A 25,897-nucleotide genomic window follows, 5' to 3' on the forward strand; every position below is an offset into this window, starting at 1 on the left:
CAGGCGATCGCGGATCATGCGGCTGGTCACCTTGTCGCCCTCGCGGCCCGCCAGGGGGCTGTCGTTGACGGCGAAACGCATCGCCAGCGTCGGCGGATCGATCGGCTGCGCGGCGATCGGTTCGGTCACTGCCGGATCGGCGATGGTGTTGGAAACGGTCGCCTTTTCGAGGCCCGCGAGCGCGATGATGTCGCCCGCCTCGGCGCTGTCCACCGGAACGCGCTCCAGCCCGCGGAAGCTCAGCAACTTGGTGGCGCGGCCGACTTCCATCACATTGCCCTTGGCGTCCATGGCGCGGATCGGATCGTTCACCTTGACCCGCCCGGACTGCACGCGCCCGGTCAGCACGCGGCCCATGAACGGATCGCGATCGAGCAGCGTGGCGAGGAAGGAAAAGGGCGCATCCGCGTCCAGGCCCGGCGGCGGAACGTGATCGACGATCAGCTTGAACAGCGGGGTCAGGTCGCCCGAGCGCGCCGTCTCGTCGTCGCTGGCATAGCCATCGCGGCCCGAGGCCCACAGGCTGGGGAACTCGAGCTGTTCGTCGTTGGCGTCCAGCGAGGCGAACAGGTCGAACACTTCGTCGAGCACTTCCTGCGGGCGCGCGTCGGAACGGTCGATCTTGTTGACCACCACGATCGGGCGAAGGCCCAGCGCCAGCGCCTTGCCGGTGACGAATTTGGTCTGCGGCATCGGCCCTTCCGCGGCATCGACCAGCAGGATCACGCCATCGACCATCGACAGGATGCGCTCCACCTCGGCGCCGAAGTCGGCGTGACCGGGCGTGTCGACGATGTTGATCCGGGTGGTATCGCCCTCGTGCTCCCATTCGACGCTGGTGCATTTGGCCAGAATGGTGATCCCGCGTTCCTTCTCGAGATCGCCGGAGTCCATGGCGCGCTCTTCAACCCTTTGATTTTCGCGGAAAGTTCCGGATTGACGGAAGAGCTGATCGACGAGAGTCGTCTTGCCGTGATCTACGTGGGCAATGATGGCGAGATTTCGCAGGGGGCGGGACATTATGGCGCTTTCAGTGATGTACGGAGAATGGCGCCCGAAACCCGTCCGGCCGCCTTGTCGCGCGCGCCCCTAGCGGACGGCGCGCCCAGCGGCCAGGGTGGCCACAGTGTGTGACTCGAATGCAACGCTGGGTTCGACACATGAACGCAATGAAGAGAGGGCATTGAGAGACCGACCTATGGCGGATATGCGCAATCGTGAGGTGCCCCTTGTCCGCCGGACAGGGTATCGAGAGTTTGAGAGAGGTTTTATATCATGCGTTTTGACGCTTTTGCCGTGCGCGCGCTTCTGCTCGCGACCACTGCCTTCGCCCCTGCCGCGCTTCATGCGCAGACCACCGCCGCTCCGCCCGAGGTTCAGGACCAGGTGGATAGCGACGGCGACAACTATGAAGATGCCGAGGACCTCAGTTCGGGCAACCGGATCGTCGTCACCGCGACCAAGCGCGAACAGACTCTTCAGGAAACGCCGATCTCGGTGTCCGTGACCACGGCCGAAACGCTGGAGCGTGCGCAGATTCGCGACCTGATCGATCTGCAGACGGTGGCACCGTCGCTGCGGGTGCAGCAGTTGCAAAGCTCCTCCAACACCACATTCTCCATTCGCGGCTTCGGCAACGGCGACAACAACTTCGGGATCGAGCCTTCGGTAGGCGTTTTCATCGATGGCGTGTTCCGCTCTCGCTCGGCGGGTGCGCTGGATGACCTCGCGAACGTGCAGCGGATCGAAGTTCTGCGCGGACCACAGTCGACCCTGTTCGGCAAGAACGCGTCTGCTGGCGTCGTATCCGTCGTCACACGTGAGCCGCAATTCACCTTCGGCGGCAACATCGAAGCCAGCTACGGCAATTACGATTCGGTGGTCGTGCGCGGCGACGTTACCGGCCCCATCAGCGATGCGATCGCCTTTTCGCTGGCCGGTGGCTACAACCGCCGCGACGGTTATGCGCGGATCGTCAATCTCGACGAGGATCTGGGCACCCGCAACCGCTGGAACGTGCGCGGCCAGTTGCTGATCGAGCCGACGCCCGACCTTTCGATCCGCCTCATTGGCGACTATTCCAACATCGACGAGGCATGCTGCGTTGTCGGCAACGTCCTGGCCGGACCTACCGCCCCCCTCATCTTCGCTGTCGGCGGTGCGATCGATCCCAATAATCTATTCAGCTACGACACTTATCTGAATCAGGTCCCGATCAACAAGGTCGACAACTATGGCGGCTCGGCACAGGTCGAATGGAACGTGGGCGATCTGACGCTCACCTCCATCACCGCCTATCGCGAGTTGCAGAACTTCTTCGACCAGGATGTCGATTTCTCCAGTGCGGACGTGGTCAGCGAAACGCGTGATCAGGCGGTCAACACTTTCACGCAGGAACTTCGTCTCGCTTCGGACTTCGACGGGCCGCTGAACTTCCTGCTCGGCGGTTTCTACTTCAACGAGGACATCGAGCAGGCCAGCGGACTGCGCAACGGCGACGACGCGAGGGCTTTCTTCGATCTCCTCGCAGGCCAGGGCCGCCCTGGCACGCTTGCAGGTCTCGAAGCGGGGCTCGGCCTTCCGACCGGGAGCATTTTCCGGGCCGGTCCGACGACGGTCGAAAATTACAGCATGTCGAATGAGTCGTACTCGATCTTTGGCACCCTCGATTTCGAACCCATCGACGGGCTCGTGTTCACCGTGGGCGCCAACTACACGGACGACCGCAAGGATTTCGCCCTGTCCGGCGACGCGCTCGATCCGCTGGCCAACATCAACCTGGCCGATGCCTTCATCACGCAGGCAACCGGGGGTCTGGTGCGCACACGCGCTCAGTTCCAGGCATTGCCGGCGGCGAACCAGGCGGTGCTGCGGACGTTAGCGACGCGCCCCTGTGCAGCAGGCGCGCCGGCGGGAACGTGCAATCCTCTGCTCGGCCTTGCGGCATTGCAGTTTCTTCCCCCCTTCCTGGATGTGCCGAATGCGGTCGAGGATGGACAGACGCGGGATGACAACGTTTCCTACGTGGCCCGCGTCGCCTACGACGTCGCTCCCGAGCTCAATGTCTATGCAAGCTATTCGACCGGTTTCAAGGCGAGCTCGGTCAACCTGTCGCGCGACTCCCGGCCGCTTTTCGGGGACTTCGTGCCTGCCGCCCTGCCCGCTGGCGTCGGCGCAGTCGTGGGCGGAAGCAACTTCCTCGCCCCCTCTTCGCCGGTTCTGGACGCCGGGCTTCCCATCACGAACCTCACCACCGGGTCGCGCTTTGCGGGCCCCGAGGATGCGGAGGTCTATGAAATCGGAATCAAGGGTCAGTTCGATGGCCTGGGCTTCAACCTCGCGCTGTTCGATCAGACCATAAAGGGTTTCCAGGCATTCCTGTTCACTGGAACCGGCTTCCAGCTGGCAAATGCCGGGCAGCAATCTGCCAAGGGCTTCGAATTCGACGCGACGATCAGCCCGGTGCGCAATCTGGTCTTCACCTATGCGATGACCTATCTCGATTCTGTCTACGACAGTTTCGTCAACTCGCCCGTGGGCGATGTCAGCGGCGAACGCCCCGGCAACGTCCCCGAATTCGTGATCGCCACTTCCGCCACCTACACCCACGAATTCGGCGCCAGCGGCAATAGCCTGATCACACGCCTGGACTACAATCACGAGAGCAACACGCAGATCCTGAATGGTGTGCCGGGCTTCGGCAGCAACGCCGTGGGTCGTCAGGTTGCGCGCAACTACTCGCGCGAGGTCAATCTGGTGAACGGGTCGATGACCTTCGCGATGGATAACGGGCTCGAGATCGGCGCCTATGTCCGCAACCTGCTCAATGACGAATACATCGTCACCATCTTCCCGAGCACCGCACAGAGCGGATCGATCTCGGGCTACCCGAACCAGCCGCGCACCTATGGCGGCGTGGTTCGCTTCAAGTTCTGAGCGGGGACAGATAGTGTAACGAAAAGGGGGCCTCCGGGCTCCCTTTTTTTGTGCGTTCTGTTTGGCAATGCTCTGACGATAGGCAGGTTGGCCTACAGGGCTCGCAAAGCCCGCGCAGGCTTTTCCCGCAGCAGGGGAAGGGACGCCAGGACGGCAAATATCAGCACCGCCGCCAGGCCGGCACCCAGCGTCATCAGCACAGTCGGCCAGTCGGGCAGCCATTCGAATTCGAACAACTGCACGATCACAAGCCACGCCGCAGCGCCGCCCAGCACCAGTGCCACGACGGCAAGTACGGTGGCGAGCAAGGCGTATTCAAACAGTAGAAGCTCCAGCACCTGGCCCCGGCTAGCCCCCAACACGCGCAACATCACGGTGTCGAAGCTGCGTTGGGCGCGGGCCGCGGCAATCGCCCCAAGCAGCACGGCAATGCCCGCCAGAACGGTTACGCCCGCCGCGGCCAGCGTCGCCAGCCCGACCTGCTCAAGCAAGGTCCGCGCTTGAGCCATCACGCCCTTTACCTCGATCACGGAACTCGACGGGAAGGTCCTCACCATGCCCTGTAACAGCGGCGCCGTGGGCGAATTGCCGGCCAGTTCGATGGTTGCGGCCAGATTGTGCGGAGCATTTTCGAGCGCTGGCGGAGACAGGATGAAAGCGAAGTTGAAGCCCATCGATTGCCAATCGATGCGGCGCAGGCTCGTGACCTCTGCCGTGACTTCGGCACCAAGAATGCCGAAGGTTATCGCATCGCCGACCTTCAGGCCGACAGCGTCGGCGAATTCCTCATCGACGGAGACCTCGCGCGAGGTGGTATCCGGCGACCACCAGCGACCCGCCGTGACGGTGTTACCCTGGGGCAGGGTCGTCGCGTAGGTCAGGCCACGCTCGCCGGACAGCGCCCATGCCCCCTCCGGCCTCTCTTCCATCTCCGCTACCCGTGTCATGGCATCGGGCGGTCCGTACGCGATTACCGACCCGCGCAGCATGGGGACCAATTCCACCTTTGCACCCGGGGCGCTTGCATCGGCAAGACGGATAAACTCCGCGGAGCGGTCCTTCGGTATGTCGCGCACGAAATAGTCGGGCGCCTGGGCAGGGACGCGGCGCGCTATCGTGCCGTCTATTGCCGTCTGCACGGCGGCCAGCAGCACGAATGCGGCCAGCCCGAAGCCAAGCGCGGTGATCAGCATTCCGGTGGCAGAGCCCGGTCGGTGCAGATTGGCCAGCGCGGCGCGGGCTATGGGGTTGCCCGGTCTCGGCAGGCGTGCCGCTACGCGGCGCAAGGCGCCGCCCGCCGCGGCGAGCAAAAGAAACACCGCTCCTGCTCCCGCCAGGAAGCTGCCCGTGAGCAGGATATCCTTCGCAGTCAGCAAGGCCAGCGCCGCGATTGCCGCAAGGCCCGCGATCACGACAGCGATGGCAGCGGGATCGCGCCCCAGCGGACTGATCCGCGATCGCATGAGGGCCATCGCGGGAAACCGCCTTGCGCGCAGCAGCGGAGGGGCCGCGAACACCAGCGCAACAAGAAGCGAATAACCAAGCGCCAGCGCAAGCGCACCCGGGGCAATCACGAGCCCGCCGGCTACCGGCAGCAAGCCGTCCAACGCACCCGCCAACAGAGGCGTCACGGCGACACCGGCCGCCATGCCCGCCCCACTGCCGATCAGCGCGGCCGCACCGATTTCCAGCGCGTAGATCCGTGCGATGCCGCCACTGGTGGCGCCAAGCACCTTGAGCGTCGCGATGCTGGGGCGTCGCGCGTCGAGATAGCTCGAAACCCCGCCGCCAATCCCGATCCCCGCGATCACCAGCGCGGCCAAACCCACGAGGGTGAGGAAATCGCCCATCCTGCTGACGAAGCGATCCGCTCCGGGCGAAGCCTGATCGCGCGTGCGCAAATCGAACCCGTCCGTGGGAAAGCGATCGAGAAAACCTTCGCCGGCGGTGGTTGCGTCGGCCCCCTCCGGCAGTTTCACCCGGATCTTGCTGCGGTACATCGACCCCGGGGCCAGCAAGCCTGCATCGGCAGCCAGCGCGCCATCGACGATAACGGTGGGGCCGAACTGGAAGCCCTCGCCCAGCCGATCAGGCTCTTGGGCGATGATGCCGCCCACGGTCAGCGTGCGCGTGCCGATCGTGAACCGCATCGACGGCGTCAGTGCCAGCCTGTCGGCGGCATCCTGCGTCAGCCAAGCCTGCCCATCGGGCGGGGGCCCGACACGGCGCCCATCTTTCAGCGTTAGCGCGCCGTAGAGCGGATAGACCCGGTCGACTGCCTTCAGTTCGACCGGCACGGTTTGTTGGCCCGCGACCGCCATCGCCTGAAGGCGCACGCCTTCGGACACCGTGCCAAGCGAAGTCAGCGCGTCCCTCTCCTCGGCGCGCAGCCCGCGCTGCCAGACGGAAAGCTGGATGTCTCCCCCAAGCAATTCCTGACCGCGATCCTGCAATTCGCGTTCAATCGCCGCAGTAAGCGATCCGATCGCGGTCAGGGCGCCTGCCCCCAGGAACAGGCAGACCAGCAGCAGCCGAAGTCCCTTGAAGCGCGCCGACAGATCCCGCCGCGCGATGCGCCATGCCGTACTCCAGCTCACGTGGCGGTATCGCTGGCGATGCGCCCGTCGGCGAGGGTCACGATCCGGTCGCAGCGCGCCGCCAGATCCGGATCGTGCGTGATGACCAGCAGCGTGGCACCCGTTTCGCTGCGCCGGGCGAACAGCAATTCGACGATGGACTGACCGGTGGCGGCATCCAGATTGCCGGTGGGTTCATCGGCGAACAGAAGCGCGGGTCGCGGGGCGGTGGCGCGCGCGATGGCGACGCGCTGTTGCTCTCCGCCCGAAAGCTGCTGCGGGTAATGATCGAGGCGATGGCCAAGACCGACCGCCTCGAGCTCGGCGCTGGCGCGGTCGCGGGCATCCGCCTCCCCGGAAAGCTCCATCGGGGTGGCCACGTTCTCAAGCGCAGTCATGGTCGGCAGAAGGTGAAAGGCCTGCAAGACGATGCCGATCCGCCCGCGCCGCGCCTTGGCCAGTTCGTCCTCGCTCAGCGAAGCGAAGTCCGCCCCCGCAACGGTGAGCGTGCCCCCGCTCAAGCGTTCGAGCCCGGTGAGAAGCGCCATCAGGGAGCTTTTTCCGGAGCCCGACGGTCCCAGCAGCGCGAGCGTTTCCCCTCTCCGGACATCGAGATCGATGCCCTTCAGAATCGTAACCGGCGCGGCGGCGGATCCGAGGGTGAGTGTAAGGTTGCGGGCGGTGATCGCGGGAATGGGGTTTGTCACACAGGCGAGATGGCATAGGCATCGGGTGGCAACAAGGAACTTGAACCCATGCGAATGACCCTTTTGTCGATTCCAGCGCTGCTGGCGGTGGCCGCATGCAGTCAGTCGGCGGATGAAACCGCGCCGCCCCCATCGGAACCGGCAAGCGGACAGTCCGGTACGGAAGCCACCGTTTCCGGACCTCCACGCCATATTCTGGCCTTCGGAGACAGCCTCTTCGCGGGCTACGGCGTGGGCAAGGAGGCAAGCTATCCCGCACAGCTCCAGGCGCAGTTGCGCCAAGGCGGGATCAATGCCGAAATCGCCAATGCCGGGGTTTCCGGAGATACCAGCGCCGCGGGGCTGCAAAGGCTCGCATTCACGCTCGATGCTCAGCCGCAACCGCCCGAGCTCGTCATACTGGAACTTGGCGCCAACGACATGCTGCGCGGGCTGGACCCGGAAGAAACGCGGGCCAATCTAACCGCGATGCTCGACGAGTTGCAAAGCCGCGGCATCCCGGTCCTGCTCATGGGCATGCGCGCGCCGCCAAACTACGGGGCCGAATACCAGCGCTCCTTCGATTCCATTTACGGCGATCTGGCTGAGCGTGAGGGCGTGTCGCTGGTGCCGTTCTGGCTGGAAACCATCTACCAGCGCCCGGAACTGTTCCAGAGCGACCGGCTGCACCCGACCAGGGAAGGCCTGGGCCTGCTGGCTGAGGCGACCAAGAGCGCGGTCGTCGAAGCCCTGGGGCCGGCTCCGTCAGAGCCGTGAGGCGGTGCCCGCCCGTACATCCCAGATCGCTGCACGATCGGCGATGGACGAGAATGGCGCGCGTTCCGTACCCGTAACCCACACCTGAATCCCCGCCCCCTCCAACCGTTCGAACAAGGCAGCGCGGCGATCGGGATCAAGGTGCGCGGCTACTTCGTCGAGCAGCAGGACAGCCGGTCTCCCGCGCGCCGAAAGCGCGGCGTGGGCCAGGGTAATGGCAATCAACAGCGCCTTTTGCTCGCCAGTCGAACTTTGCGCCGCTGCTCGCTGCTTGGCGGCATAGAAAACCTCCAGATCGTCGCGATGCGGACCAGTCAGCGTGCGGCCGGCAGCCCGATCCCTGGCCCGCCCTTCATGCAGGGCTTGCGAAAGCTCTTCGTGACCCGTGGGTCCTCCGGGCCGATAGGTAAGCGCCGGACGCGGGAAGCTCTCCTCTCCGTGACGGACGATCTCCCCCATCAGCACATCGACTAGCGCGGACCGCCCCTCTGCCAGATCGCCACCCGCCTGCGCCATCTGTGTTTCGATGGCATCCATCCATTGGGGATCCGGCGGTGCCTGATCCGACAGCAGGCGGTTTCGTTCTCGCAGCGCAGCTTCGTAGCGTGCCACCTTCGATGCGTGCCGTGGCTCCAGCCCCAGTGCCAGGCGGTCAAGATACCGACGACGCTCGCCAGCCGATGCGGTAAACAGTCCGTCCATCGCGGGTGTCAGCCAACCTACCGCCAACCATTCGGCCAAGGCGGAGGCGGAGGTGTCGGCTCCGTTGATGCGGACGCGGCGGCGGTTGGGCTTGGCAGGATCGGCCGCCGTCCCGATGCGTGCAGCCCCCTCCGCCGCGAGCGTGGCGCCGACCGCAAATCCCCCCGTGCCCTCGCGCCCCGCCAATTCGCCCAGTTGTGCGCGGCGCAATCCGCGTCCCGGCGAAAGCAAGGAAATCGCCTCCAGCACATTCGTCTTGCCCGCCCCGTTCGGACCAACGAGCAGATTGAATCCCCCCGCGCCGTCGAACGTCGTGTCCCGATGATTTCTGAAGTCGGTGAGTGTGATCCGAGCGAGCGCCATGAGGAGACTTAGCCCTAGCTGGAGGGCTTTGGTCGGGCCAGTCGAAAGGACGCCTCCCAACAAATGGGAAAAAATCCCAACCTTGCGTAAACGTAAACGACGCTGAAAGGCACCGTAAATCGTAATATTCTGAAATTTAAAGACTTCATAGATTTGGCACAGCTCATGCAATCCCTTGTGTGTCCCCGGAATGGTCCGGGACACAGGAAGGGAAACAAAAACATGTCTGCTTTCAATCTCGACAACGTCCTAGCCGCCGCCGCCGCCTTCACCCTTTCGGTGCTGTGCCTGGCCACCGCGATCGTCCCCGCCACCCCCGCCGGCTTCATAGCCTGAGCGCTACCAACCCTCTCTTGAAACAAGGAAATTCTATCATGTCGTCCACCACTTCCAGCAAGCTCTTTGCTCTGGTGTCGTCCTTGGCTGTCTCGGCAGTCTTCTTCGCCTACGCCATCGTCCCGGCGTCACCGAGCGGAGTGATCGCATGAGCAATCATGACATCCGCCCGGTAGGCGGCATCCCCAGCCGCCGGTTCCGTCTAAACAAGCATGATGGCAAGATCATGGGCGTGGCAGCGGGCATTGCGGACTACGCCGGCATAGATACCACGACCGTGAGAATTGCCTTTGTGGTCGGCGCGCTCGTCAGCTTCGGCACCGCCGCACTTATCTACCTGGCGATCGGGCTGATCGCCGACTGAGGGGGCTTCGTACGAGGCCCCCTCGTCACCTTTCGTCCGCCCAGGGCGGCCGAAAATTCACATGGCCGATATACCGCCGTCGAGCTTCAGCTCCGCCCCGGTCATGAATTTGCTCTCGTCGCTGGCAAGATAGAGCACCCCGTTCGCGATATCGTCCGGTTCTCCCACGCGTTTGAGCGGGATCTGTCGCGCAAGCTTGTCCATCACCACGCTCTTGTCCCGCCCCGAATTCGCCACGATTCCGTCGAGGATGGGGGTGTCGATGAAAGTCGGATGCACGCTGTTGCAGCGGATGTTCCAGCCCATCTTGGCGCAATACAGCGCCACCGATTTGGAAAGCATCCACACCGCCGCCTTGCTGGCGTTGTAGCCCGGCATGGTGTCGCTCGCTATCAGGCCGGCAATGCTGGAAATATTGACGATGGAGCCCGGCTGGTTGTCCTTCATCAGCTGCAAGGCTTTCTGGCATCCCAGAAACACGCTATCGACGTTGATCGCGAAGCCGCGCTTCCAATCCTCGTAGGTGCAGGTCTCGATATTGCCGCGCACACCGACCCCGGCGTTGTTCACCAGGATCGAAAGCCCGCCCATGCTCTCGCGCGCCATGTCGATCGCGGCATCCCATTCCTCCGGACTCGTGACGTCGAGCTTCATCGCAAAGGCGGTGCCGCTGCCGCAGCTATCGTCGATTGACGCGGCGACGTCCTTCGCACCCGCTTCGTTGATATCAGTGCACAGAACCTTGGCGCCCTCGCGCGCCAGCATCTGCGCCTGCGCCGCGCCCAAGCCCTGGGCCGCGCCGGTTACCAGGGCCAGTTTGCCCGCCACCCGTCCTGCCATGCATCACTCTCCCGGGAGGAAATCTCCGGCCAGAAGCATCAGCACGCGAACATCGATGCCGCAACCCTCGGCGCGGCGCGCAGCCACGAATTCCGGGATCTGCGTCCGCGGAACGCGGTGGACGGTGATATTTTCACTTTCCGTACCGCCACCCGGGCCGACCTTGGTCAGTTCGGTAGCGCGCACCAGAGTGAAGCTTTCGCTGACCATGCCGGGGCTCGACCAGAATTCGCCGAGATCCTCCAGCTTGCCGGCACGGTAGCCAGTCTCTTCTTCCAGCTCACGCCCCGCCGCAGTGAGATCGTCCTCACCTTCCCCGCCATCCTCATCGCCGATCAGGCCGGCGGGAAGCTCGATACAGCGGCGTCCCAACGGCACGCGATATTGCTCCACCAGAAGGACGTCGCCATCCACCAGGGGAAGGATCACCGCGGCGCGGATGTTCCGCGCACGGCTCACGAATTCCCAGCGGCCACGGGTCTTGGCAGTTACATACTTGCCCTGCCAGACGATCTCTTCCGGCGCGTCCGCGTCGGGAACACTCATACCTCGATAAGCCTGTCGGGCAGCTCGTTCCGGTCATCCTCGGCACGCGGGAAATGCTCGGAAAGCACGGCACCCACATCCCGAACTCCGGCGGCAAGCCCTTCGGCCAGCCGGCCTTGCCTGATCTCTACGAGCATGTCGGCCATCGCGTCGCCCCACACTTCGGCATCCACCTTGGTCGCGATCGCCTCGTCCGCCACGATCTCCGCGCGATGTTCGCGCATCGATACGTAGATCAGGATACCGGTCCGCCCGTGAGTGCGGCGATCGGCCCCCACCTTGAAATGTCGTACCGCGGCATCGCGCACGCGAGACAGCTTGATCGGGCCAGGGATCACGCGGAAACGGACCGGATCGAAGGAAAAAATCAGCCAGACGACCAGAAAGAAGGCCAAGCCCAGGCCGCTGGTCCAGGCCATCATTTCACCCGGCGTCCATTCATGGCTCCAGCCGCCCATCAGTCCATCGATCGTGTCGAAGATGGCCCCGGGGATCAGCGCGCCTATGCTCATCGCGGTAAAGGCGATGCCGATGGCCCAGAGGAGAATCACATCAGTGTATCCGTCCGACCGGTCGGCCAGCACTGTCACGATTTCGCCGGAGGTCTGGAGTTCGGCTTCGGCTACCGCATCGGAAACGATCCTGTGCCCCGCCTCGTCGAGGTAACCCATCACCAGCCCCCGCTCGCGCCGCCGCCGCCGAAGCTGCCGCCGCCGCCCCCGAAGCCACCGCCGCCGAAGCCGCCACCGCCGCCCCAGCCGCCTCCATCATCGGTCAGCCCGCGGGCGATCGCCTTGCCCGCTTCCCACAGCATGATGTCACGGGCGGTGTTCCCCCAGGGGCTGTGACGCCCGCGCCTGCGTCGGCGGCCGCCCTTGAGCATCGGCAGAACGAAGAACAGGATCAGGAAGACGATCCAGAAGAGCGCGCCGATGGGAAACCCGCCCTCGCTTTCGCGCTGCTGCGAACGTTCCTGCGCGATCCTGGCTGCTTCCTCAGGCGGCAGGGCGAGCTGGGTCGTGATGAGATCCGCACCGCGCGCAATGCCCCCGGTAAAATCGCCCTCACGGAAATAGGGCTTCATTTCCTCGACATATTCGAAAGCAAGACCGTCGGGCAGTACGCCCTCGAGGCCATATCCGACCTCGATCCGCACCTTCTTCTCGTTGGGCGCGACCAGCAGAATGACGCCATCATTGCGCTCGGCATCACCGAGTGCCCATTCGCGCCCAAGCTGATAGCCATAATCCGCAATGTCGTAACCATCGAGCGTGGGAACGGTGGCGATAACGAATTGCCGCCCCGTCGTCTGTTCGAACTGTTCGAGCTTTTGGGTCAGCTCAGCCTCGGTCGCATCGTCGATGATATTGGCCTTATCGACGATCGGCGCGGTGCCGCGCTCGGGAAAGGCGGGCTGTGCCCAGGCGGGCTGGGCAAGACCCAGCGCCGCCATCACAAGCAGCATCAGGCGGAGCAAATCGCGCATCTCGCGCGCCCGCCGCTTACTGATTTACCGCGGCAGGGGCTTCGGCGGCGTTGTCATTGGCACCCGGAGCGGGAGCGGCCGCTCCGGTATTCGCCCGCATGTCGAGCGTCGGCGCGACTTCGGCACCGGGCGTTGCCGCCTGATAGGGCACCAGAGGTTCGGCACCGTGGATCACCTTGGCACCGATCGCGTCGGGGAAGGTGCGGATGGTGGTGTTATACTGGCGCACCGCCTCGTTATAGTCGCGAATGGCAACGCGGATGCGGTTCTCCTGACCTTCGATCTGAGTCATGAAGCGGCCGAAATTCTCCTGGCTGCGCAGCTCGGGATAGCGCTCGACCGACACGAGCAGACGGCTGAGCGCCCCACCCAGATTGTTCTGGGCAGCCTGGTAATTCTGCATCGCCTGGGGGTTGCTAAGATCATCCCCGCTGACCTGGATCTCTGGCCGGGTGGCCGACGCGCGAGCCTCGATAACCTGATTGAGCGTCGCCCGCTCCTGCTCCGCGGAAGACATGACGATCTCCTGCAGGTTGGGAATCAGATTGGCCCGTTCCTGGAACGCAGCCTCCACATCGGCCCACTTGGCCTTGGCGGCTTCCTCGGCGGTCGGGACCGAATTGATGCCGCAGGCCGACAGCGCGGCGGCGGCGGCAAAGGCAATCATGGTACGGATGGCGGCAAGGCGAGTCATTGAGACGGCTCCCATGAGAAAACTACTGTCTTATACAGATAGCACGGTGCGCGGCGCGTTCAAGCGAAACCGGCTTGAGACAGAGCGTCCCCGCTGCCATGAACCGTGCGAAAGCCTGCGGCAATCATCACGGTGGGATCGGCAATGTTCGGAGAGTTCAAGAAATTCATCGCGCGCGGCAATGTGCTGGACCTTGCGGTGGGCGTGGTTATCGGCGCGGCCTTCGGCAAGATCACTACATCGCTGACCGAAAGTGTCATCATGCCGCTGATCGGCTGGATTTTCGGCGACGTGGATTTCAGCAACTGGTTCATCCGCCTGAGCGACATCCCCGCGGGATACGAGGGCGAGCCCGGCAATTACGCGCAGCTCAAGGAAGCGGGCGTTGCCATGATCGGCTATGGCGATTTCCTGACGCAGGTGGTCAATTTCCTGATTCTGGCCTTCGCGCTGTTCCTGCTGCTTCGCGGCGTCAACCGGGTACTGGAAGAAATGCAGCGCAAGGCCGCCGATGCGGAAGATACCAGTCAGGAGAAGGACATCCCCACCGATCCCCAGCTGGACGTGCTGAAGAGGATCCTGGCCGAGCTCAAGGCGCGGGACGGCGCGATCGTTTCCGACACTTCCCATTAAGCCAGAAGCCCCTATATAGGGCGTGCCGGTTTCGACCGGATATGGCGATAAATTGCGCCGTGCAATAGGCACAACGGACCCGGGGGCAGTACCCGGCGGCTCCACCACAATCCCCGCGCCCATGCATTTGGGTGCGGGGGTCCTGACGGGGCCGAACTAGGATCGACGTGTGTTGAAAGACGGTGTTTTTGCTCGGGCTGAGTAACCCGTTCAAGGCTCAAAACTCACAAGTGCCAACGACAACGAAGCACTTGCTCTCGCTGCGTAATCTGACGGCCTAGCGGCCTGATCTTACAAAGCTACGAGCACGGTTCGGACCGAACCGGGTAACAGAATCGGAAACCGGGGGCCCGGGGGTGCCTAGCAACAGAAACCCCCACCTCCCCGTGAAGGTGAATACCAAAAGGCGAAAAGGGAGGCGGCTCGCACGTCTTCGCACTTCGACGATACCCATTTGCGCTTGGTCTAACAGCGGCGGATTCGCGCTGGTGGATTCCCGTCCGCCCGCTAACACCGCCCGTGCAAATCGATCTCGCCGGAGAGTGCCGATGCGAAGCCTGATTCTTTTCAACAAGCTGGCCCTCGCCACGGTAGCACTCGCGGTCGGCATGCCCTTGGCCGCGCAATCGGAGGATTCCGCCATTTTCCGGCCTGAAACCATGACTGATCGACCGGCAGGCGAGCCTAACGAAGTGATGGTGCTGGGCACCCCGCATCTTTCGCAGTTACCGGACGCATTCCGACCGGAGATGGTCGAGCCGCTGGTCGCACGCCTCGTGGCCTGGAAGCCGACCGCCGTCGCGACCGAAGACAATTCGGGCGTCCTTTGCGATTTCATGCGCCGATATCCCACGCGCTACAGCGTTTCCGTCGAGTCCTATTGCTTCGATCCGAAGGAAGCGAACGAAGCGACCGGACTGGATGTCGCCGCCGCCAATGCCGCGGTCGAAACCACGCTGGAAGATTGGCCCGCGGATCCTTCGCCCGGAATGCGCCGCCGCCTCGCGGCGCTTCTCCTTGCTGCCGGTGAACCGTCGTCGGCACTGGTGCAATGGCTGCGCCTTTCAGACACCGAGCGCAAGGCCGACGGTGTTCTGACGGATGCGCTGGTTGCGATGCTGAACAAGCGCATGACCCGCGCAAACGAAAGCGACCTCATCGCCGCGCGCATCGCCGCGCAATCCGGGCTGGAGCGGGTCTGGAGCGTGGACGACCAAGCCACTTACATGGGGAACCTGAACGACGAGGAGGGCTACGGAGCTGCGATATCGAAGGCATGGGACAATCCGGCCACCAAGGCGCGTATCGCACAGAGCGACGAACTGGCGAAGGGTCTGGGCAAGCGCGGCGCCATGCTGACCTATTACCGCGCGCTCAACGATCCGTCCTATGCCGAGGAGGCCTATCGATCCGACTGGGGGCCCGCACTCGTCGAGCCATCGGAGGAAGGCTTCGGCAGGCGCTATGTCGCCTACTGGGAGACACGCAACCTGCGCATGGTCGCAAACATCCGCGAAGTACTTGGCCGCCGCCCCGGAACGCGAATGATCGCCATCGTGGGCGCGTCCCACAAGGCGTATTACGAAGCCTATCTGCGCCAGATGCGCGACGTAGATCTTGTGGATGTGATGCCGGTGCTCGCGCCGTAGACTCAGAGCCAGTTGCGTTTTCCGGTGTCGGGCTCGGATTGAGCGTTTGAAACTTGCTGGAATCAGGACCGGTCGTTAGCCTGACCCGATGGCCAGAATTATGCCAATTGGCGCGGCGCTCGCTCTTTCCGCGAACGGGCTTTTCTCCCTGCCCGCTTTCGCGCAGCCGGACACGGCGCAGACCTTTCAGCCAACATCGGCGTGGAATGTCGACTATGCGGAGGATAGCTGCGCGCTCCAGCGATCCTTCGCAAATGGGTCGGACGAGATATCTCTCGACATTCGGGCCTACCAATGGGGCAATTTCTTCGAAGTGACGGTCGCAGGGCTAACGGTTTCTCCGACTGCCGAAAAGATACGCTTTCGTATCGAGCCGGGCGGTACCTTCAGCGAAGCGCGCAATGGGAGGCTTTTGACCAGCGACAAATGGCAGGCGGTACGATTCAGTGGAAGACTTGAACCTTCCGTTCGCCAAGACGGCGCTACGAGCGATTTGGCGGAGCCGGAGCAGACTTCACGCGAGGAAAGCATGTCGGGGCTGCGGATCGACGGCACCGGCTCGGGCGAGGTTTTGCTTCAAACGGGGCCGCTGAGCCAGCCGATGGATGCCTTGCGCGTCTGTGTCGATGATCTGCTCACAGGACTTGGCCTGGATCCCGCCCCGCAACGCTCCCTGTCGCGCAGCTTGAAGCCGAGGGATCAGATGACTCTGGCGCGCAAAACGCAGGAAGGGTTGCCCCGGGAGGTGTTGAAGGAGGCCTGGCGGGGCCGCGCCGACATCCGGATTATCGTGGGGCCGCTCGGAAGGCCAAGCTCGTGCGGTGCGCTCGGCAGTTCGAGAGAAACCGCCTTCGGCAAATACGCATGCGAGATGGCTATGCGCTATGCGCGCTTCGACCCGGCCCTGGATGCCAGCGGTGAGCCGGTCGCATCCGTTTACGTCACCTCGATAACCTACTCGGGGGATTAAACCTCGATCGCTCCAAGCCTGATCGCCTTCGACGATTGAACTCCCAACACCTCTCGACATCCAGAAGAAACCATCACTAAATCCTTCCAATGTAGGATTTTGCCTGCCATCCTGCGCCAGGCTCTTTCCCATCGTCGACCCAGGACACCAGCTAAGCAAGATGACACTGCGGGCCTCGCAAAGTTACGCTTTTCCCGCCCTAAGTTACACTTGGCCCGCGCAAGGCGACGCCCGGACTGCACAAGGTTACGCCCAATCCCGCCAAGGCGACACCGACTGCGCGCAAGGTGACAAAACTTTCCCTGGACCGTGGTCCAAGCGGTCCATGTCTCTCCGAAACGATCGCGCCCGATTCGGCAAATACGCCCGTCAGGCAGGTCCAGGCGCCTCGGCAGCCTTGGCAAGCCGCGCCGCCTTCTCGTACTTCAGGCAGTCGAGGATCTTGGCACCAGCCATGAATACGGCGCCGGTGGTGGCAAGGAACAGCAGCTTGCCCCCCCAGCCCGGAAATTGCTCGAGATAGGCGGCCCCGCGTGCGGTGGCGCCCAAAGCGAGCGCGTAGATGATGAGATAGGCTTCGAAGTTCGTTTTGATGACGAACAGCCGGGCAATCTTGCGGAACACCGTTAATAGTCCTTCCATTAACCCCTCAGCACGCAAACATCATGCCATCGACGGCTTTGTGCCATCCACGCTGGTTAACACGTCCCGAGATGTAAAGCCTGCCGACGGGTGAGCTGTAAAGGCCGTTAACCATGGCTGGGGCGGCGGTGGCCAGCGCGGGACAGTTCTGTTACCGGCCCGCCCATGCATACCGGAACGCTGATTACCCTCGCCCTCTATTTCGTCGGCATGATCGCCATCGGCTTGTTCGCGTGGAAGAAATCCACGGACACTTCGGAAGGCTATCTGCTCGCCGGGCGGAACCTGCATCCCGCCGTCGCGGCACTCAGCGCGGGCGCCTCGGACATGTCGGGCTGGTTGCTGCTGGGCCTGCCGGGGGCGCTTTATCTCGCCGGTCTTAGCGCGGCGTGGATCGGCATCGGCCTGTTCGTGGGGGCTTTCGTCAACTGGATCGTGGTGGCCCCACGCCTGCGCGAACAGAGCGAGGCGCGCGGCAATGCGCTCACCATCCCGGAGTTTCTGGCCAATCGCTTCCCGGAAAGCGCCACCGCACTGCGGGTCATCAGCGCGATTGTCATCGTGCTGTTCTTCACCGTCTACACCGCCAGCGGGCTGGTCGGGGGCGGCAAGCTGTTCGAGAGCGCCTTTGCCGACCTTCTTCCGGCAGGCACGGGGATGACGCCTTATGCGGCCGGGATCTGGATCACGGCGCTGGTGGTGCTGGCCTATACCATGGTCGGCGGTTTCCTGGCAGTCAGCCTGACCGACTTCGTCCAGGGACTGATCATGCTGGGGGCACTGGTGGTCATGCCGCTGGTGGTAATGTTCGGCCCTGGCGGCAGCTCGGGAGAAAGCCTGACTCAGGTTCCGGTCGAAGGCTTCCTGAGCCTGACCCAGGGATTGACGGTGCTGGGCTTCCTGAGCGCGGTGACCTGGGGTCTTGGCTATTTCGGGCAACCTCATATCATCGTGCGCTTCATGGCCCTGCGCAGCGTCAAGTCGGTGCCGGCGGCGCGGGCAATCGGCATGAGCTGGATGGCGGTGTGCCTGCTCGGCACCCTCGGTGTCGGCCTGGCCGGCCGCGCTTATGTGGAGCGCAACGGCCTGGTCCTCGAAGATCCGGAAACCATCTTCATCCTGCTCGCCGATCTGCTGTTCAACCCGCTGGTCACGGGCTTCCTGTTCGCAGCGCTGCTCGCCGCGATCATGTCGACCATCAGTTCGCAGCTCCTCGTCAGCTCGTCATCGCTGACGGAGGACTTCTACCGTCTGTTCCTGCGCAAGAATGCCAGCGAGCGTGAAGCGGTGAACGTCGGGCGCGTCTGCGTCGCCCTCGTGGCCTTTGCCGCAATCTTCATTGCGCGCGATCCGGATAGCGAGGTGCTGGGTCTGGTTGCCCACGCCTGGGCCGGCTTCGGCGCCGCGTTCGGGCCGCTGATCCTGGGCTCGCTCACCTGGTCGCGCATGACAGGCGCGGGCGCGGTGGCAGGCCTCGTTACCGGAGCGGGCGTGGTCGCGGCCTGGATCGCGCTCGGCTGGGACCAGCAGCTCCCCGGCATGAACGGCGGCCTCTACGAGATCCTTCCCGGCTTCCTGGCGGCGTCTTTCGCCATCTGGATCGTCAGCCTGGCAACCGCGCGCGATGCGAAAGCGGTGGAAGGCGCAGTCTGATCACGCCCCGCTCATGACAGGGCAAGGGTGGCGCGATAAGCTGCCCCCCATGCGTATCAACGCCCTCGCCATTTGCACCGCCGTTTCGGCTTTGACCCTGGCAGGGTGCAGCGCCCTTCCGGCGCGGAAAACGAGTGCACCACCCCGCAGCTCCGGTGCGGTGACTCAGCCGGTCATCGCGTCGCAGCCGGAAACCCGGCAATGCCTGGCCGAGCTTGGCGCAAGCGGGGCGCGGTTCGGGCCGCTGGAGGATCGCTATTACGCACCGGGTTGCCAGGCGGTGGGCTCGGTGAGGCTGGAGGCGATCAGGGGCGACGAAGGACGCTTCGACCTTACGAACCTGGGACCTGTGGCCTGCCCGCTGGCCAACGCCTTCGCTGGCTGGGCACGCTACGGCGTCGATCGCGCGGCGCGCCAGATTTTGGGCGCCGGGCTGGCGCGGATCCAGACCATGGGGAGCTATTCATGCCGCAACGTGGCGGGCACGGGCAGGCTTTCCGCCCATTCACGCGCCGAAGCGATCGATATCGGGGGATTCCTGTTGTCGGACGGTCGCGTGATCACCGTTGAAAAAGCGTGGAACGGCACTGCGAGCGAACGCCAGTTTTTCCGTATCATCCATGCAAGCGCCTGCAAGCGCTTCGGCACCGTGCTGGGTCCGGACTACAACGCAGCCCATCACAATCATCTGCACGTGGAACTGGGCCGGGGTAGCTTCTGTCGCTAGAGCTCCAGTCCAATGCTCGGCGCCGGCATCAGGCGGCGATGAACTCTTCGATCATGGGAAATTCTTCGGACCCGTACCCCATGGACGCTTCCAGCCTGAGCCGGACTGCTTCGGCGGGGTGGTTGGCGTGCAGCTTGGTCATCATGTTCGCGCGGTGAATCTCGACCGTGCGGGGACTGATGCTCAGTTCCCGCGCCATGATTTTGTTGCTGGCTCCGGCCGACACCAGGTCGAGAACCTCCCGCTCCCGGCTGGTCAACGCAGCAAGTTTCTTGCGCGCCGCAACGGCGCGCCGTTGCATCAGCGAAAAGGAATTCACGTCCCTCTCGATGGTTGACAGGGCTGTTTTCAGGCGCTCGGCGCCCAGCGGTAGAGAAAGGTAATCCACCACTCCGGACTTGATTGCTTGAACAACCTGCGACGCGGCGGGCTTTTCCCCATAGGCGATAACCGGTAGCCAGAACCCCCTCTCCGACATCATCCGCATCAGATCGGTGACGCCCAGTCCATCGGCACCATCGCGAACCAATATGATCCCATTGGCTGGGGCATGATCGACAAGCTCGATCATACTTCCGTAAATTTCAGCGTGTGCACCGATTTCGTAACACAATCGCGCCTGCTCTGCACGTTCTTCGCTCGTCGGCGCCACGACATGGACACGTGGGGTACGCATACCCGAACCCTCTCTAGTTTCTTCTTCCCAAGTCGAGCGAGGTTATGCGCTGCGGGAACAAAAGAGAACGAGCAATTTCACCTAGGGAATAATGCCTAACGCAGTGGCAGGCGCTCCTAAAGCACAATTCTAAGGGTTATCTATCCGTCAGTTCGATAAAAGCTGTAGTCAGGGAGGGAGTGAAACGCACTTTTGAGTGCATCGCCCCAACTGCTGGAGATCGCCTGAAAATACGCGTCGTCATGGCCGATTCGTTCCTGGTGCGCAGCCGCGAAGCCATCCTTTTCGATTACCATCAGATCCAGGGGAAGACCGACCGACAGGTTCGCCTTGAGCGTGGAGTCGAAAGACACCATCAGGAGCTTCACCGCATCTTCCATGCTCATCTCCCGGTCGTAACCGCGCAGTATGATCGGACGGCCATACTTGGTCTCCCCGATCTGGAAGAATGGCGTATCCAGCCCCGCTTCGATGAAATTGCCCTCGGGATAGATCATGAAAAGCCGCGGCTCCATGCCCTTGATCTGGCCGCCCACGATAATGGAGGCGGTGAACCGCCCCTGCCCCCGCGCGCCATTGGCTTCCTGCCGAGCGCCAATAGTCGTTCGCAGCAGCTTGCCAATTTCGCTGGCGACCTGAAACATGGTTGGTGCCTCGAGCAGGGAGTTGTGTCGCTCCCCCGGGATCTTGCTGCGCTCCTCCAGCTGGCTCACCACCGATTGCGTGGTGGCGAGATTACCTGCCGTCATCAGAGTGATGATCCGCTCTCCGGGCACCTGAAAGCTGAACATCTTCCGGAATACCGAAACATTATCGACTCCGGAATTGGTGCGCGTATCGCTCATGAGGACGAGCCCCTTGTCCAGCATCATGCCGACGCAATAGGTCATCGTTTCTCTCCGCTTGGTGTTCTATTGTTCTTGCGATTGCTGCTCGACCGCGACGGCGACTTCAAGGTCTTCGTTCGCGGTTCCAACGCTTATGCCGGTGATAGGCGCGGCATCGCGGTAGTCGCGTCCGGTCGCAACGCGGACGTAGCGCTGATCCGGGCTGATACCGTTCGAGATGTCGAACCCGACCCAGCCGAGCCCCTCCACATGCGCTTCGGCCCAGGCGTGCGTAGCCTCCTGATCGATGCGGTCATCCATCATCAGGTAACCGCTGACATAGCGCGCCGGGATGCCCATGATGCGCGCCACGCCGATGAAAACATGGGCGTGGTCCTGACAGACGCCGGTCTGTTGGGACAGCGCCTCTTCCGCGGTCGTACCGACCATCGTGGTGCCTTTCGCATAGGGCATACGCGAAAGGACCCGTTCCGAAAGAGTATGGAGCATGGCCAGCGGTTCGCGATCCTCCGAGCGGAGTTCCTTGGCCAGCGCGCGCATGCTGGAGCCGGGCCGGGTTCGATCGGTCTGGCCGCGAAAGCTCCATAGCGGCAGATGGCCGGCATGCTGGCCGATCACCCCGGCATGGTCATGCGTGTCGACCAGGCCGGTGCATGAGATCACCACCTCCTGCGTGCCGGGTTCCACCGAAACGAGCGTCGTCGTGTTATAGTGCTGATCCTCGTATTCCAGTTCCTTAGTCGCGTTCTCGAACGACATCGACCACGAGAGGATTTCCTGGCCCTGCGTTTCCTTCGGCGTGAGATGAAGGCGCTGAAGGGCGTGAACCACCGGTCTTTCGAAGCGGTATCGGGTGCTGTGTCGAATGGCGAGGCGCATCAGGAAAGGAACCTGTAATCTTCGGAGATGGCAAGGCCGATCCGGCCGTTCGCTGCGAGAAAATCGAGCAGGAATTCATGAAGACCGCGGTCGAACACACCCTCCAGTCCAGTATCGTCGAGATCGAGATTGGCCTCGCGCATGAGGAGGTGGCTTTCGCCCTCGGTCCCGTGCATCCGCGCCAGTGCATCGAGATGCTCGCGAAGCGCCTGGTGGCAATAGGACAGGCTGCGCGGGAAACGCTCGTCGAAGACGAGGAATTCCACGATCCCGCGCGCATCGATGTGTGCCGTATTCAGCCAGCGATAGGCGCGATCGCCTGAAACGGCGCGCAGAATGCTGTCCCATTGACCGGTATCGAGACTGGACCCGACATAGTTGAGCGAAGGAAGGAGCAGATAATATTTGATATCGAGAAGGCGGGCGATGTTGTCCGCCCGCTCTATGAAGGTTCCAGCCCTGGCAAAGTGAAATCCCTCATCGCGCGGCATGGTACCGATGATCGCCCCATGGGCCAGCATTCCCGCGTGGCGGATCGAAGACAGCACATCGATCACGCATTGTTCCGAGACCGGCTTCGAAAGCAGATCGCGGATCTGCATCCAGCTGTCGTTCAGCGCTTCCCACAGCTCACTGGTCACGACATTGCGGGCCTGACGGGCGTTTTCCCTCACCAACCCGAAGGTGGCGAGGACGCTCATCGGGTTATTCGTGTCGCGAAGCATGAAGTTCCACACCTGGACCCCGGTGTAGCTGGCGTGCGCGGCCTCGTAATCCTGACGTTGACCGGCCGCCGCAATGACGGACCGCCATTCTTCCTCGGACGTCACCAGATCGCGCGTCAGCCCCATGCGCAGTCCGGCGTCGATCATGCGCGCGGTGTTGTCCACGCGCTCCAGATAGCGGGACATCCAGAACAGGGCGTTGGCGGTCCGGCCTAGCATGATGCAATCCCGCACATCAGTCTTTCAGCACCCATGTGTCCTTGGTTCCGCCGCCCTGGCTGGAATTCACGACCAGTGAACCCTCGTTCATCGCAACGCGTGTCAGGCCGCCGGGTGTGATCTCGATCGCGTCTGGCGAAACCAGTACGAAGGGGCGCAGGTCCACATGGCGCGGGGCCAGCCCCTTCTCGGTAAAGATGGGGCAGGTTGAAAGCGACAAGGTGGGCTGTGCGATGTAATTGCCCGGGTTGGCCGCGATCTTCTTGCGAAAGGCCTCGAGCTCGGATTTGGAGGACGCCGGGCCGATCAGCATGCCGTAGCCACCCGAACCGTGGACTTCTTTCACCACCAGTTGGGCAAGATTGTCGAGGACGTATTTGCAGCTGTCCTCGTCGGCGCAGCGCCAGGTTTCGACATTGGGCAACAGAGGCTTCTCGCCGGTATAGAACTCGACGATCTCCGGCATGAACGAGTAGATCGCCTTGTCGTCGGCCACCCCCGTCCCCGGCGCATTGGCGATCGTAATCCCCCCGGACCGATAGACGTCCATGATGCCGGGCACGCCCAGAACACTGTCGGGATTGAACGTCAGAGGGTCGAGAAACTCGTCGTCCACCCGGCGGTACAGCACGTCGACCGGGCGGTACCCGCGCGTGGTGCGCATCGCGACCCTGCCATCCACCACGCGCAGATCGCCCCCCTCGACGAGCTCGGCGCCCATCTGTTCGGCGAGAAAAGCGTGTTCGAAGAATGCGGAGTTATAGATGCCCGGCGTCAGCACCGCGATGTTCGGCTTGCCCTCCGTCATTTCGGGTGCGCAGGCCGCCAGGCTTCGCGCGAGGCGGCGCGGATAATTCGACACCTGCCGCACGCCCACCCGCATGAACAGTTCCGGGAACATCGCCATCATGGTCTCGCGGTTTTCGAGCATGTAGCTCACCCCGGACGGCGTACGTGCATTGTCTTCCAGAACATAGAATTCGTCCGGCCCGGTCCTGACCAGATCGATGCCGACGATATGCGTATAGATCCCGCCGGGAGGCGTCATGCCCACCATATGCGGCAGCCAGGCTTCGTTGTTGCGAAACAGACTCTGCGGAACACGCCCGGCGCGAATGATTTCCTGCCGGTGATAAAGATCGTGAAGGAATGCGTTGAGCGCTCGCACACGCTGTTCGATCCCGCGCGACAGCCGGCGCCACTCGCCGGCGGTGATTACCCGCGGCACCATGTCGAAGGGGATCAGCCGTTCCTCGGCCTCGTCCTGACCGTAAACGTTGAAGGTGATGCCGATACGGCGAAAAGTCTCTTCGGCGTCACGGCTTTTTCGCTTGAGGAAGGCAACGTCCTGGTCTTTCAGCCAGCCGTCATACTGCCTGTAAGCGCTGCGGACGCCACCATCAGCGTCGTGCATTTCGTCGAAAAACGTTCCGCCCGCCATGGACCCCCTGTATTCGGCCCACGTGATGATGGCCGTTTCTGCTGCATTGCAACGAACTTAGGCCCTGTCCAGTTCCTTTAATATCGTCTCGATGGAACCTTTGGCACGAATAAATCCCATGTGGGTACAGCGAAGCGCCACGGCGCGGTCGCGTTCGCCGGCTCGGCCACTGGCGCAGCGAGGTGAGACGATGCCGTCGCGCGGGCTCCAGAATGCAATCGTCTCGACCGGCGGCTTGGTATTGATCGTACAGTCGATTGGCGGGTCTTCGACATGATGGCCCGCAATCAGGTGATAGGCGCGCCATCCATTGTTGGCCTTCGGGTGACCGGAAAACGGCGATCCGAGCGTGAGCACTCTCCGAACTTTGTCGGGATGCCGCTTTGCCAATTCGCGTGCGAAAACGCCGCCAAGGCTCCAGCCGACCAGCGTAATCTTCACCTGATATCTGGCATGCAGCGCCAGGAGCCGCTGCTCCATCACATCGAATTTTCCGGGCGTGATGCCGAGATTGAACCCGAGCCCCCAGCGCTTGACCCTGTGCCCCGCGCTTTCGAGATGCTTCGCCAGATATCGCATGCGGGAAGGGTGCGCACCAAACCCGGGCAGCAACATCACCGTGGCGGGATGGGCAGCGGGCTGGACCTTGATCCGGCGGAAGGGGCGGATGAAAGGTTCGGCCAGCCAGCTGAGTTCGGCCACGAATCGCCCCAGACGGGGCGGTTGCACATCTTCGGGCTGCGCCTCTCGCGCCAATGCAATCCTGCGGGCCAGCTCTGCCGTGCCCGCCTGAAGCCCGGATGCGAAATTTAACGGGTGGGTTGCCATGGAACTGTCACATATCCTTCATCGCATTAATGCGCGATGAGAACTGGCGTTCCTAGGATACGGGAAGCGGCCCCCAGTTCGGCGGATGCTGTCCCCTCAGCAGTCTCCGATGCGTTTGCCGGAAACGCTGCCCTTGATGATGATCCGGCCCATGGGATTGCCGGTCACCTCATTGTCGAAATCGAGCGAGAAGCTCTCTTCACCGAAATCGCCGTCCATCGCGACGTTGACCGTGCCACCCTCGCCCGCCTGGCACGTCATGCGCAAGGTCATGCGATTGCCGCTTCGATCGAATTCGTCGTACCGGCAGTCTTTCTGATCTTCGCTGCCAAAGAATTCGGGGCTTGGCCGACTGGCTTCCTCCTCCGTCAGGCATTGCTCGGAAGTGATGGCGTTTTCCATGCGCGATCGCATCATGTCGCGCATGTCATCCGGCACACCGGGGATATCCATTTCAGTGAATTGAACTCTGTGTTCCCACCTGCCCGCACGCATGGTGATGTCGCCGCCGCTGACCGCCTCCTTGGCCATTTCCTCGGACGTAATTTCGCCGTCGTCGTTGGTATCGGCTCCATTCGAGTCGCCGCAGCCGGCAAGAATAGCCGTCGCCAAGGTCAAGCTCACGATCGCACGTAACATAGCAATCCCCCTCTTTGCTCGTGGGCCCAACGTACAGCACCGCGCTGTCTTCACAAAGAGGG

General features: G+C 62.9%; 28 protein-coding genes and 1 other RNA gene. 12 read left to right on the forward strand and 17 right to left on the reverse strand.

Annotation, left to right across the window (positions count from 1 at the left end; all coding sequences use genetic code 11):
• Positions 1-1,020: GTP-binding protein (locus ACFDTG_RS06665; protein ID WP_375290236.1), on the reverse strand; the 1,020-nt coding region annotated here is incomplete at its 3' end.
• Here ACFDTG_RS06665 and ACFDTG_RS06670 point away from each other — a divergent pair.
• Both ACFDTG_RS06670 and ACFDTG_RS06675 read left to right on the forward strand, forming a co-directional pair.
• Complete coding sequence (locus tag ACFDTG_RS06670; RefSeq protein ID WP_375290284.1) at positions 913-1,134, forward strand: hypothetical protein; 222 nt, start codon at positions 913-915, stop codon at positions 1,132-1,134. The two genes, ACFDTG_RS06665 and ACFDTG_RS06670, sit on opposite strands and share 108 nt — an antisense overlap.
• A 141-nt stretch (positions 1,135-1,275) precedes the next feature.
• Entirely contained in the window at positions 1,276-3,936 is a 2,661-nt protein-coding gene (locus ACFDTG_RS06675; protein WP_375290237.1) for a TonB-dependent receptor, read from the forward strand.
• Positions 3,937-4,028: 92 nt separating this feature from the next.
• On the opposite strand, the gene ACFDTG_RS06680 is transcribed toward ACFDTG_RS06675, so the two are convergent.
• Together ACFDTG_RS06680 and ACFDTG_RS06685 are read right to left on the reverse strand one after the other, a co-directional pair.
• Positions 4,029-6,533: an ABC transporter permease gene (locus tag ACFDTG_RS06680; RefSeq protein WP_375290238.1), complete on the reverse strand. Its 2,505-nt coding sequence runs from the start codon at positions 6,531-6,533 to the stop codon at positions 4,029-4,031.
• Positions 6,530-7,219, reverse strand: coding sequence for an ABC transporter ATP-binding protein (locus tag ACFDTG_RS06685; RefSeq protein WP_375290239.1), 690 nt, complete (start codon positions 7,217-7,219; stop codon positions 6,530-6,532). The genes ACFDTG_RS06680 and ACFDTG_RS06685 overlap by 4 nt, the downstream gene beginning before the upstream one ends.
• 48 nt (positions 7,220-7,267) lie before the next feature.
• On the opposite strand from ACFDTG_RS06685, the gene ACFDTG_RS06690 reads away from it, so the two are divergent.
• Positions 7,268-7,975, forward strand: coding sequence for an arylesterase (locus ACFDTG_RS06690; RefSeq protein ID WP_375290240.1), 708 nt, complete (start codon positions 7,268-7,270; stop codon positions 7,973-7,975).
• On the opposite strand, the gene recF is transcribed toward ACFDTG_RS06690, so the two are convergent.
• Positions 7,964-9,040 (reverse strand): DNA replication/repair protein RecF, encoded by a 1,077-nt coding sequence (recF, locus tag ACFDTG_RS06695; protein WP_375290241.1) that lies wholly within the window; start codon positions 9,038-9,040, stop codon positions 7,964-7,966. The genes ACFDTG_RS06690 and recF overlap by 12 nt on opposite strands.
• Positions 9,041-9,262: 222 nt before the next feature.
• On the opposite strand from recF, the gene ACFDTG_RS06700 reads away from it, so the two are divergent.
• From ACFDTG_RS06700 to ACFDTG_RS06710, 3 genes are read left to right on the forward strand one after another with little or no spacing between them, the layout of a single operon-like run.
• On the forward strand, positions 9,263-9,376 hold the full coding sequence (locus ACFDTG_RS06700) for a recombination protein F (protein WP_375290242.1): 114 nt from the start codon (positions 9,263-9,265) through the stop codon (positions 9,374-9,376).
• 38 nt (positions 9,377-9,414) lie between these two features.
• Complete coding sequence (locus tag ACFDTG_RS06705; RefSeq protein ID WP_375290243.1) at positions 9,415-9,528, forward strand: enoyl-CoA hydratase; 114 nt, start codon at positions 9,415-9,417, stop codon at positions 9,526-9,528.
• The gene (locus ACFDTG_RS06710) at positions 9,525-9,740 is read left to right on the forward strand and encodes a PspC domain-containing protein (protein WP_375290244.1); all 216 of its coding nucleotides are present in this window, start codon (positions 9,525-9,527) and stop codon (positions 9,738-9,740) included. The genes ACFDTG_RS06705 and ACFDTG_RS06710 overlap by 4 nt, the downstream gene beginning before the upstream one ends.
• 57 nt (positions 9,741-9,797) lie before the next feature.
• Here the strand turns inward: ACFDTG_RS06710 and ACFDTG_RS06715 are convergent, their stop codons facing one another.
• Genes ACFDTG_RS06715 through ACFDTG_RS06735 form a run of 5 tightly spaced genes read right to left on the reverse strand, consistent with a single transcriptional unit; the run spans position 9,798 to position 13,306 of the window.
• The gene (locus tag ACFDTG_RS06715) at positions 9,798-10,580 is read right to left on the reverse strand and encodes an SDR family oxidoreductase (RefSeq protein WP_375290245.1); all 783 of its coding nucleotides are present in this window, start codon (positions 10,578-10,580) and stop codon (positions 9,798-9,800) included.
• Between the two features lie 3 nt (positions 10,581-10,583).
• The gene (locus tag ACFDTG_RS06720; protein ID WP_375290246.1) at positions 10,584-11,126 is read right to left on the reverse strand and encodes an NUDIX hydrolase; all 543 of its coding nucleotides are present in this window, start codon (positions 11,124-11,126) and stop codon (positions 10,584-10,586) included.
• Positions 11,123-11,797: a TPM domain-containing protein gene (locus ACFDTG_RS06725; protein ID WP_375290247.1), complete on the reverse strand. Its 675-nt coding sequence runs from the start codon at positions 11,795-11,797 to the stop codon at positions 11,123-11,125. The genes ACFDTG_RS06720 and ACFDTG_RS06725 overlap by 4 nt, the downstream gene beginning before the upstream one ends.
• The gene (locus ACFDTG_RS06730; protein ID WP_375290248.1) at positions 11,797-12,612 is read right to left on the reverse strand and encodes a TPM domain-containing protein; all 816 of its coding nucleotides are present in this window, start codon (positions 12,610-12,612) and stop codon (positions 11,797-11,799) included. The genes ACFDTG_RS06725 and ACFDTG_RS06730 overlap by 1 nt, the downstream gene beginning before the upstream one ends.
• Before the next feature lie 16 nt (positions 12,613-12,628).
• Positions 12,629-13,306, reverse strand: coding sequence for a LemA family protein (locus ACFDTG_RS06735; RefSeq protein WP_375290249.1), 678 nt, complete (start codon positions 13,304-13,306; stop codon positions 12,629-12,631).
• A gap of 144 nt (positions 13,307-13,450) precedes the next feature.
• On the opposite strand from ACFDTG_RS06735, the gene mscL reads away from it, so the two are divergent.
• From mscL to ACFDTG_RS06755, 4 genes are all read left to right on the forward strand, one after another.
• The gene (gene mscL / locus ACFDTG_RS06740) at positions 13,451-13,939 is read left to right on the forward strand and encodes a large conductance mechanosensitive channel protein MscL (protein WP_375290250.1); all 489 of its coding nucleotides are present in this window, start codon (positions 13,451-13,453) and stop codon (positions 13,937-13,939) included.
• Positions 13,926-14,283: a transfer-messenger RNA gene (gene ssrA, locus ACFDTG_RS06745) on the forward strand. Before mscL ends, ssrA begins: the two co-directional genes overlap by 14 nt.
• A gap of 204 nt (positions 14,284-14,487) precedes the next feature.
• Complete coding sequence (locus ACFDTG_RS06750) at positions 14,488-15,588, forward strand: DUF5694 domain-containing protein (RefSeq protein WP_375290251.1); 1,101 nt, start codon at positions 14,488-14,490, stop codon at positions 15,586-15,588.
• A gap of 88 nt (positions 15,589-15,676) precedes the next feature.
• Positions 15,677-16,558 carry an energy transducer TonB gene (locus tag ACFDTG_RS06755; RefSeq protein ID WP_375290252.1) on the forward strand — a complete coding sequence of 294 codons (882 nt, stop codon included), beginning with the start codon at positions 15,677-15,679 and terminating at the stop codon, positions 16,556-16,558.
• 369 nt (positions 16,559-16,927) lie between these two features.
• On the opposite strand, the gene ACFDTG_RS06760 is transcribed toward ACFDTG_RS06755, so the two are convergent.
• A complete protein-coding gene (locus tag ACFDTG_RS06760; RefSeq protein ID WP_375290282.1) occupies positions 16,928-17,182 on the reverse strand; it encodes a hypothetical protein in 255 nt (84 codons plus the stop codon).
• 183 nt (positions 17,183-17,365) lie between these two features.
• Here ACFDTG_RS06760 and putP point away from each other — a divergent pair, with 183 nt between their 5' ends.
• Together putP and ACFDTG_RS06770 are read left to right on the forward strand one after the other, a co-directional pair.
• Positions 17,366-18,853, forward strand: coding sequence for a sodium/proline symporter PutP (gene putP, locus ACFDTG_RS06765; RefSeq protein ID WP_375290253.1), 1,488 nt, complete (start codon positions 17,366-17,368; stop codon positions 18,851-18,853).
• A 49-nt stretch (positions 18,854-18,902) separates the two neighbouring features.
• A complete protein-coding gene (locus tag ACFDTG_RS06770) occupies positions 18,903-19,580 on the forward strand; it encodes an extensin family protein (protein ID WP_375290254.1) in 678 nt (225 codons plus the stop codon).
• 28 nt (positions 19,581-19,608) lie between these two features.
• Here the strand turns inward: ACFDTG_RS06770 and ACFDTG_RS06775 are convergent, their stop codons facing one another.
• From ACFDTG_RS06775 to ACFDTG_RS06805, 7 genes are all read right to left on the reverse strand, one after another.
• Positions 19,609-20,256, reverse strand: coding sequence for a response regulator transcription factor (locus ACFDTG_RS06775; RefSeq protein WP_375290255.1), 648 nt, complete (start codon positions 20,254-20,256; stop codon positions 19,609-19,611).
• Positions 20,257-20,396: 140 nt separating this feature from the next.
• Positions 20,397-21,146, reverse strand: coding sequence for a peptidase (locus ACFDTG_RS06780; protein WP_375290256.1), 750 nt, complete (start codon positions 21,144-21,146; stop codon positions 20,397-20,399).
• Between the two features lie 21 nt (positions 21,147-21,167).
• Complete coding sequence (locus tag ACFDTG_RS06785) at positions 21,168-21,983, reverse strand: transglutaminase domain-containing protein (RefSeq protein ID WP_375290257.1); 816 nt, start codon at positions 21,981-21,983, stop codon at positions 21,168-21,170.
• Positions 21,983-22,927: an alpha-E domain-containing protein gene (locus ACFDTG_RS06790; RefSeq protein ID WP_375290258.1), complete on the reverse strand. Its 945-nt coding sequence runs from the start codon at positions 22,925-22,927 to the stop codon at positions 21,983-21,985. The genes ACFDTG_RS06785 and ACFDTG_RS06790 overlap by 1 nt, the downstream gene beginning before the upstream one ends.
• A 16-nt stretch (positions 22,928-22,943) precedes the next feature.
• Complete coding sequence (locus ACFDTG_RS06795) at positions 22,944-24,368, reverse strand: circularly permuted type 2 ATP-grasp protein (RefSeq protein WP_375290259.1); 1,425 nt, start codon at positions 24,366-24,368, stop codon at positions 22,944-22,946.
• 57 nt (positions 24,369-24,425) lie between these two features.
• Entirely contained in the window at positions 24,426-25,196 is a 771-nt protein-coding gene (locus tag ACFDTG_RS06800) for an esterase/lipase family protein (protein WP_375290260.1), read from the reverse strand.
• Between the two features lie 96 nt (positions 25,197-25,292).
• The gene (locus ACFDTG_RS06805; protein WP_375290261.1) at positions 25,293-25,820 is read right to left on the reverse strand and encodes a DUF3617 domain-containing protein; all 528 of its coding nucleotides are present in this window, start codon (positions 25,818-25,820) and stop codon (positions 25,293-25,295) included.
• Positions 25,821-25,897 lie beyond the last annotated feature (77 nt).

Source organism: Qipengyuania sp. (assembly GCF_042095715.1).
Taxonomy (GTDB): domain Bacteria; phylum Pseudomonadota; class Alphaproteobacteria; order Sphingomonadales; family Sphingomonadaceae; genus Qipengyuania.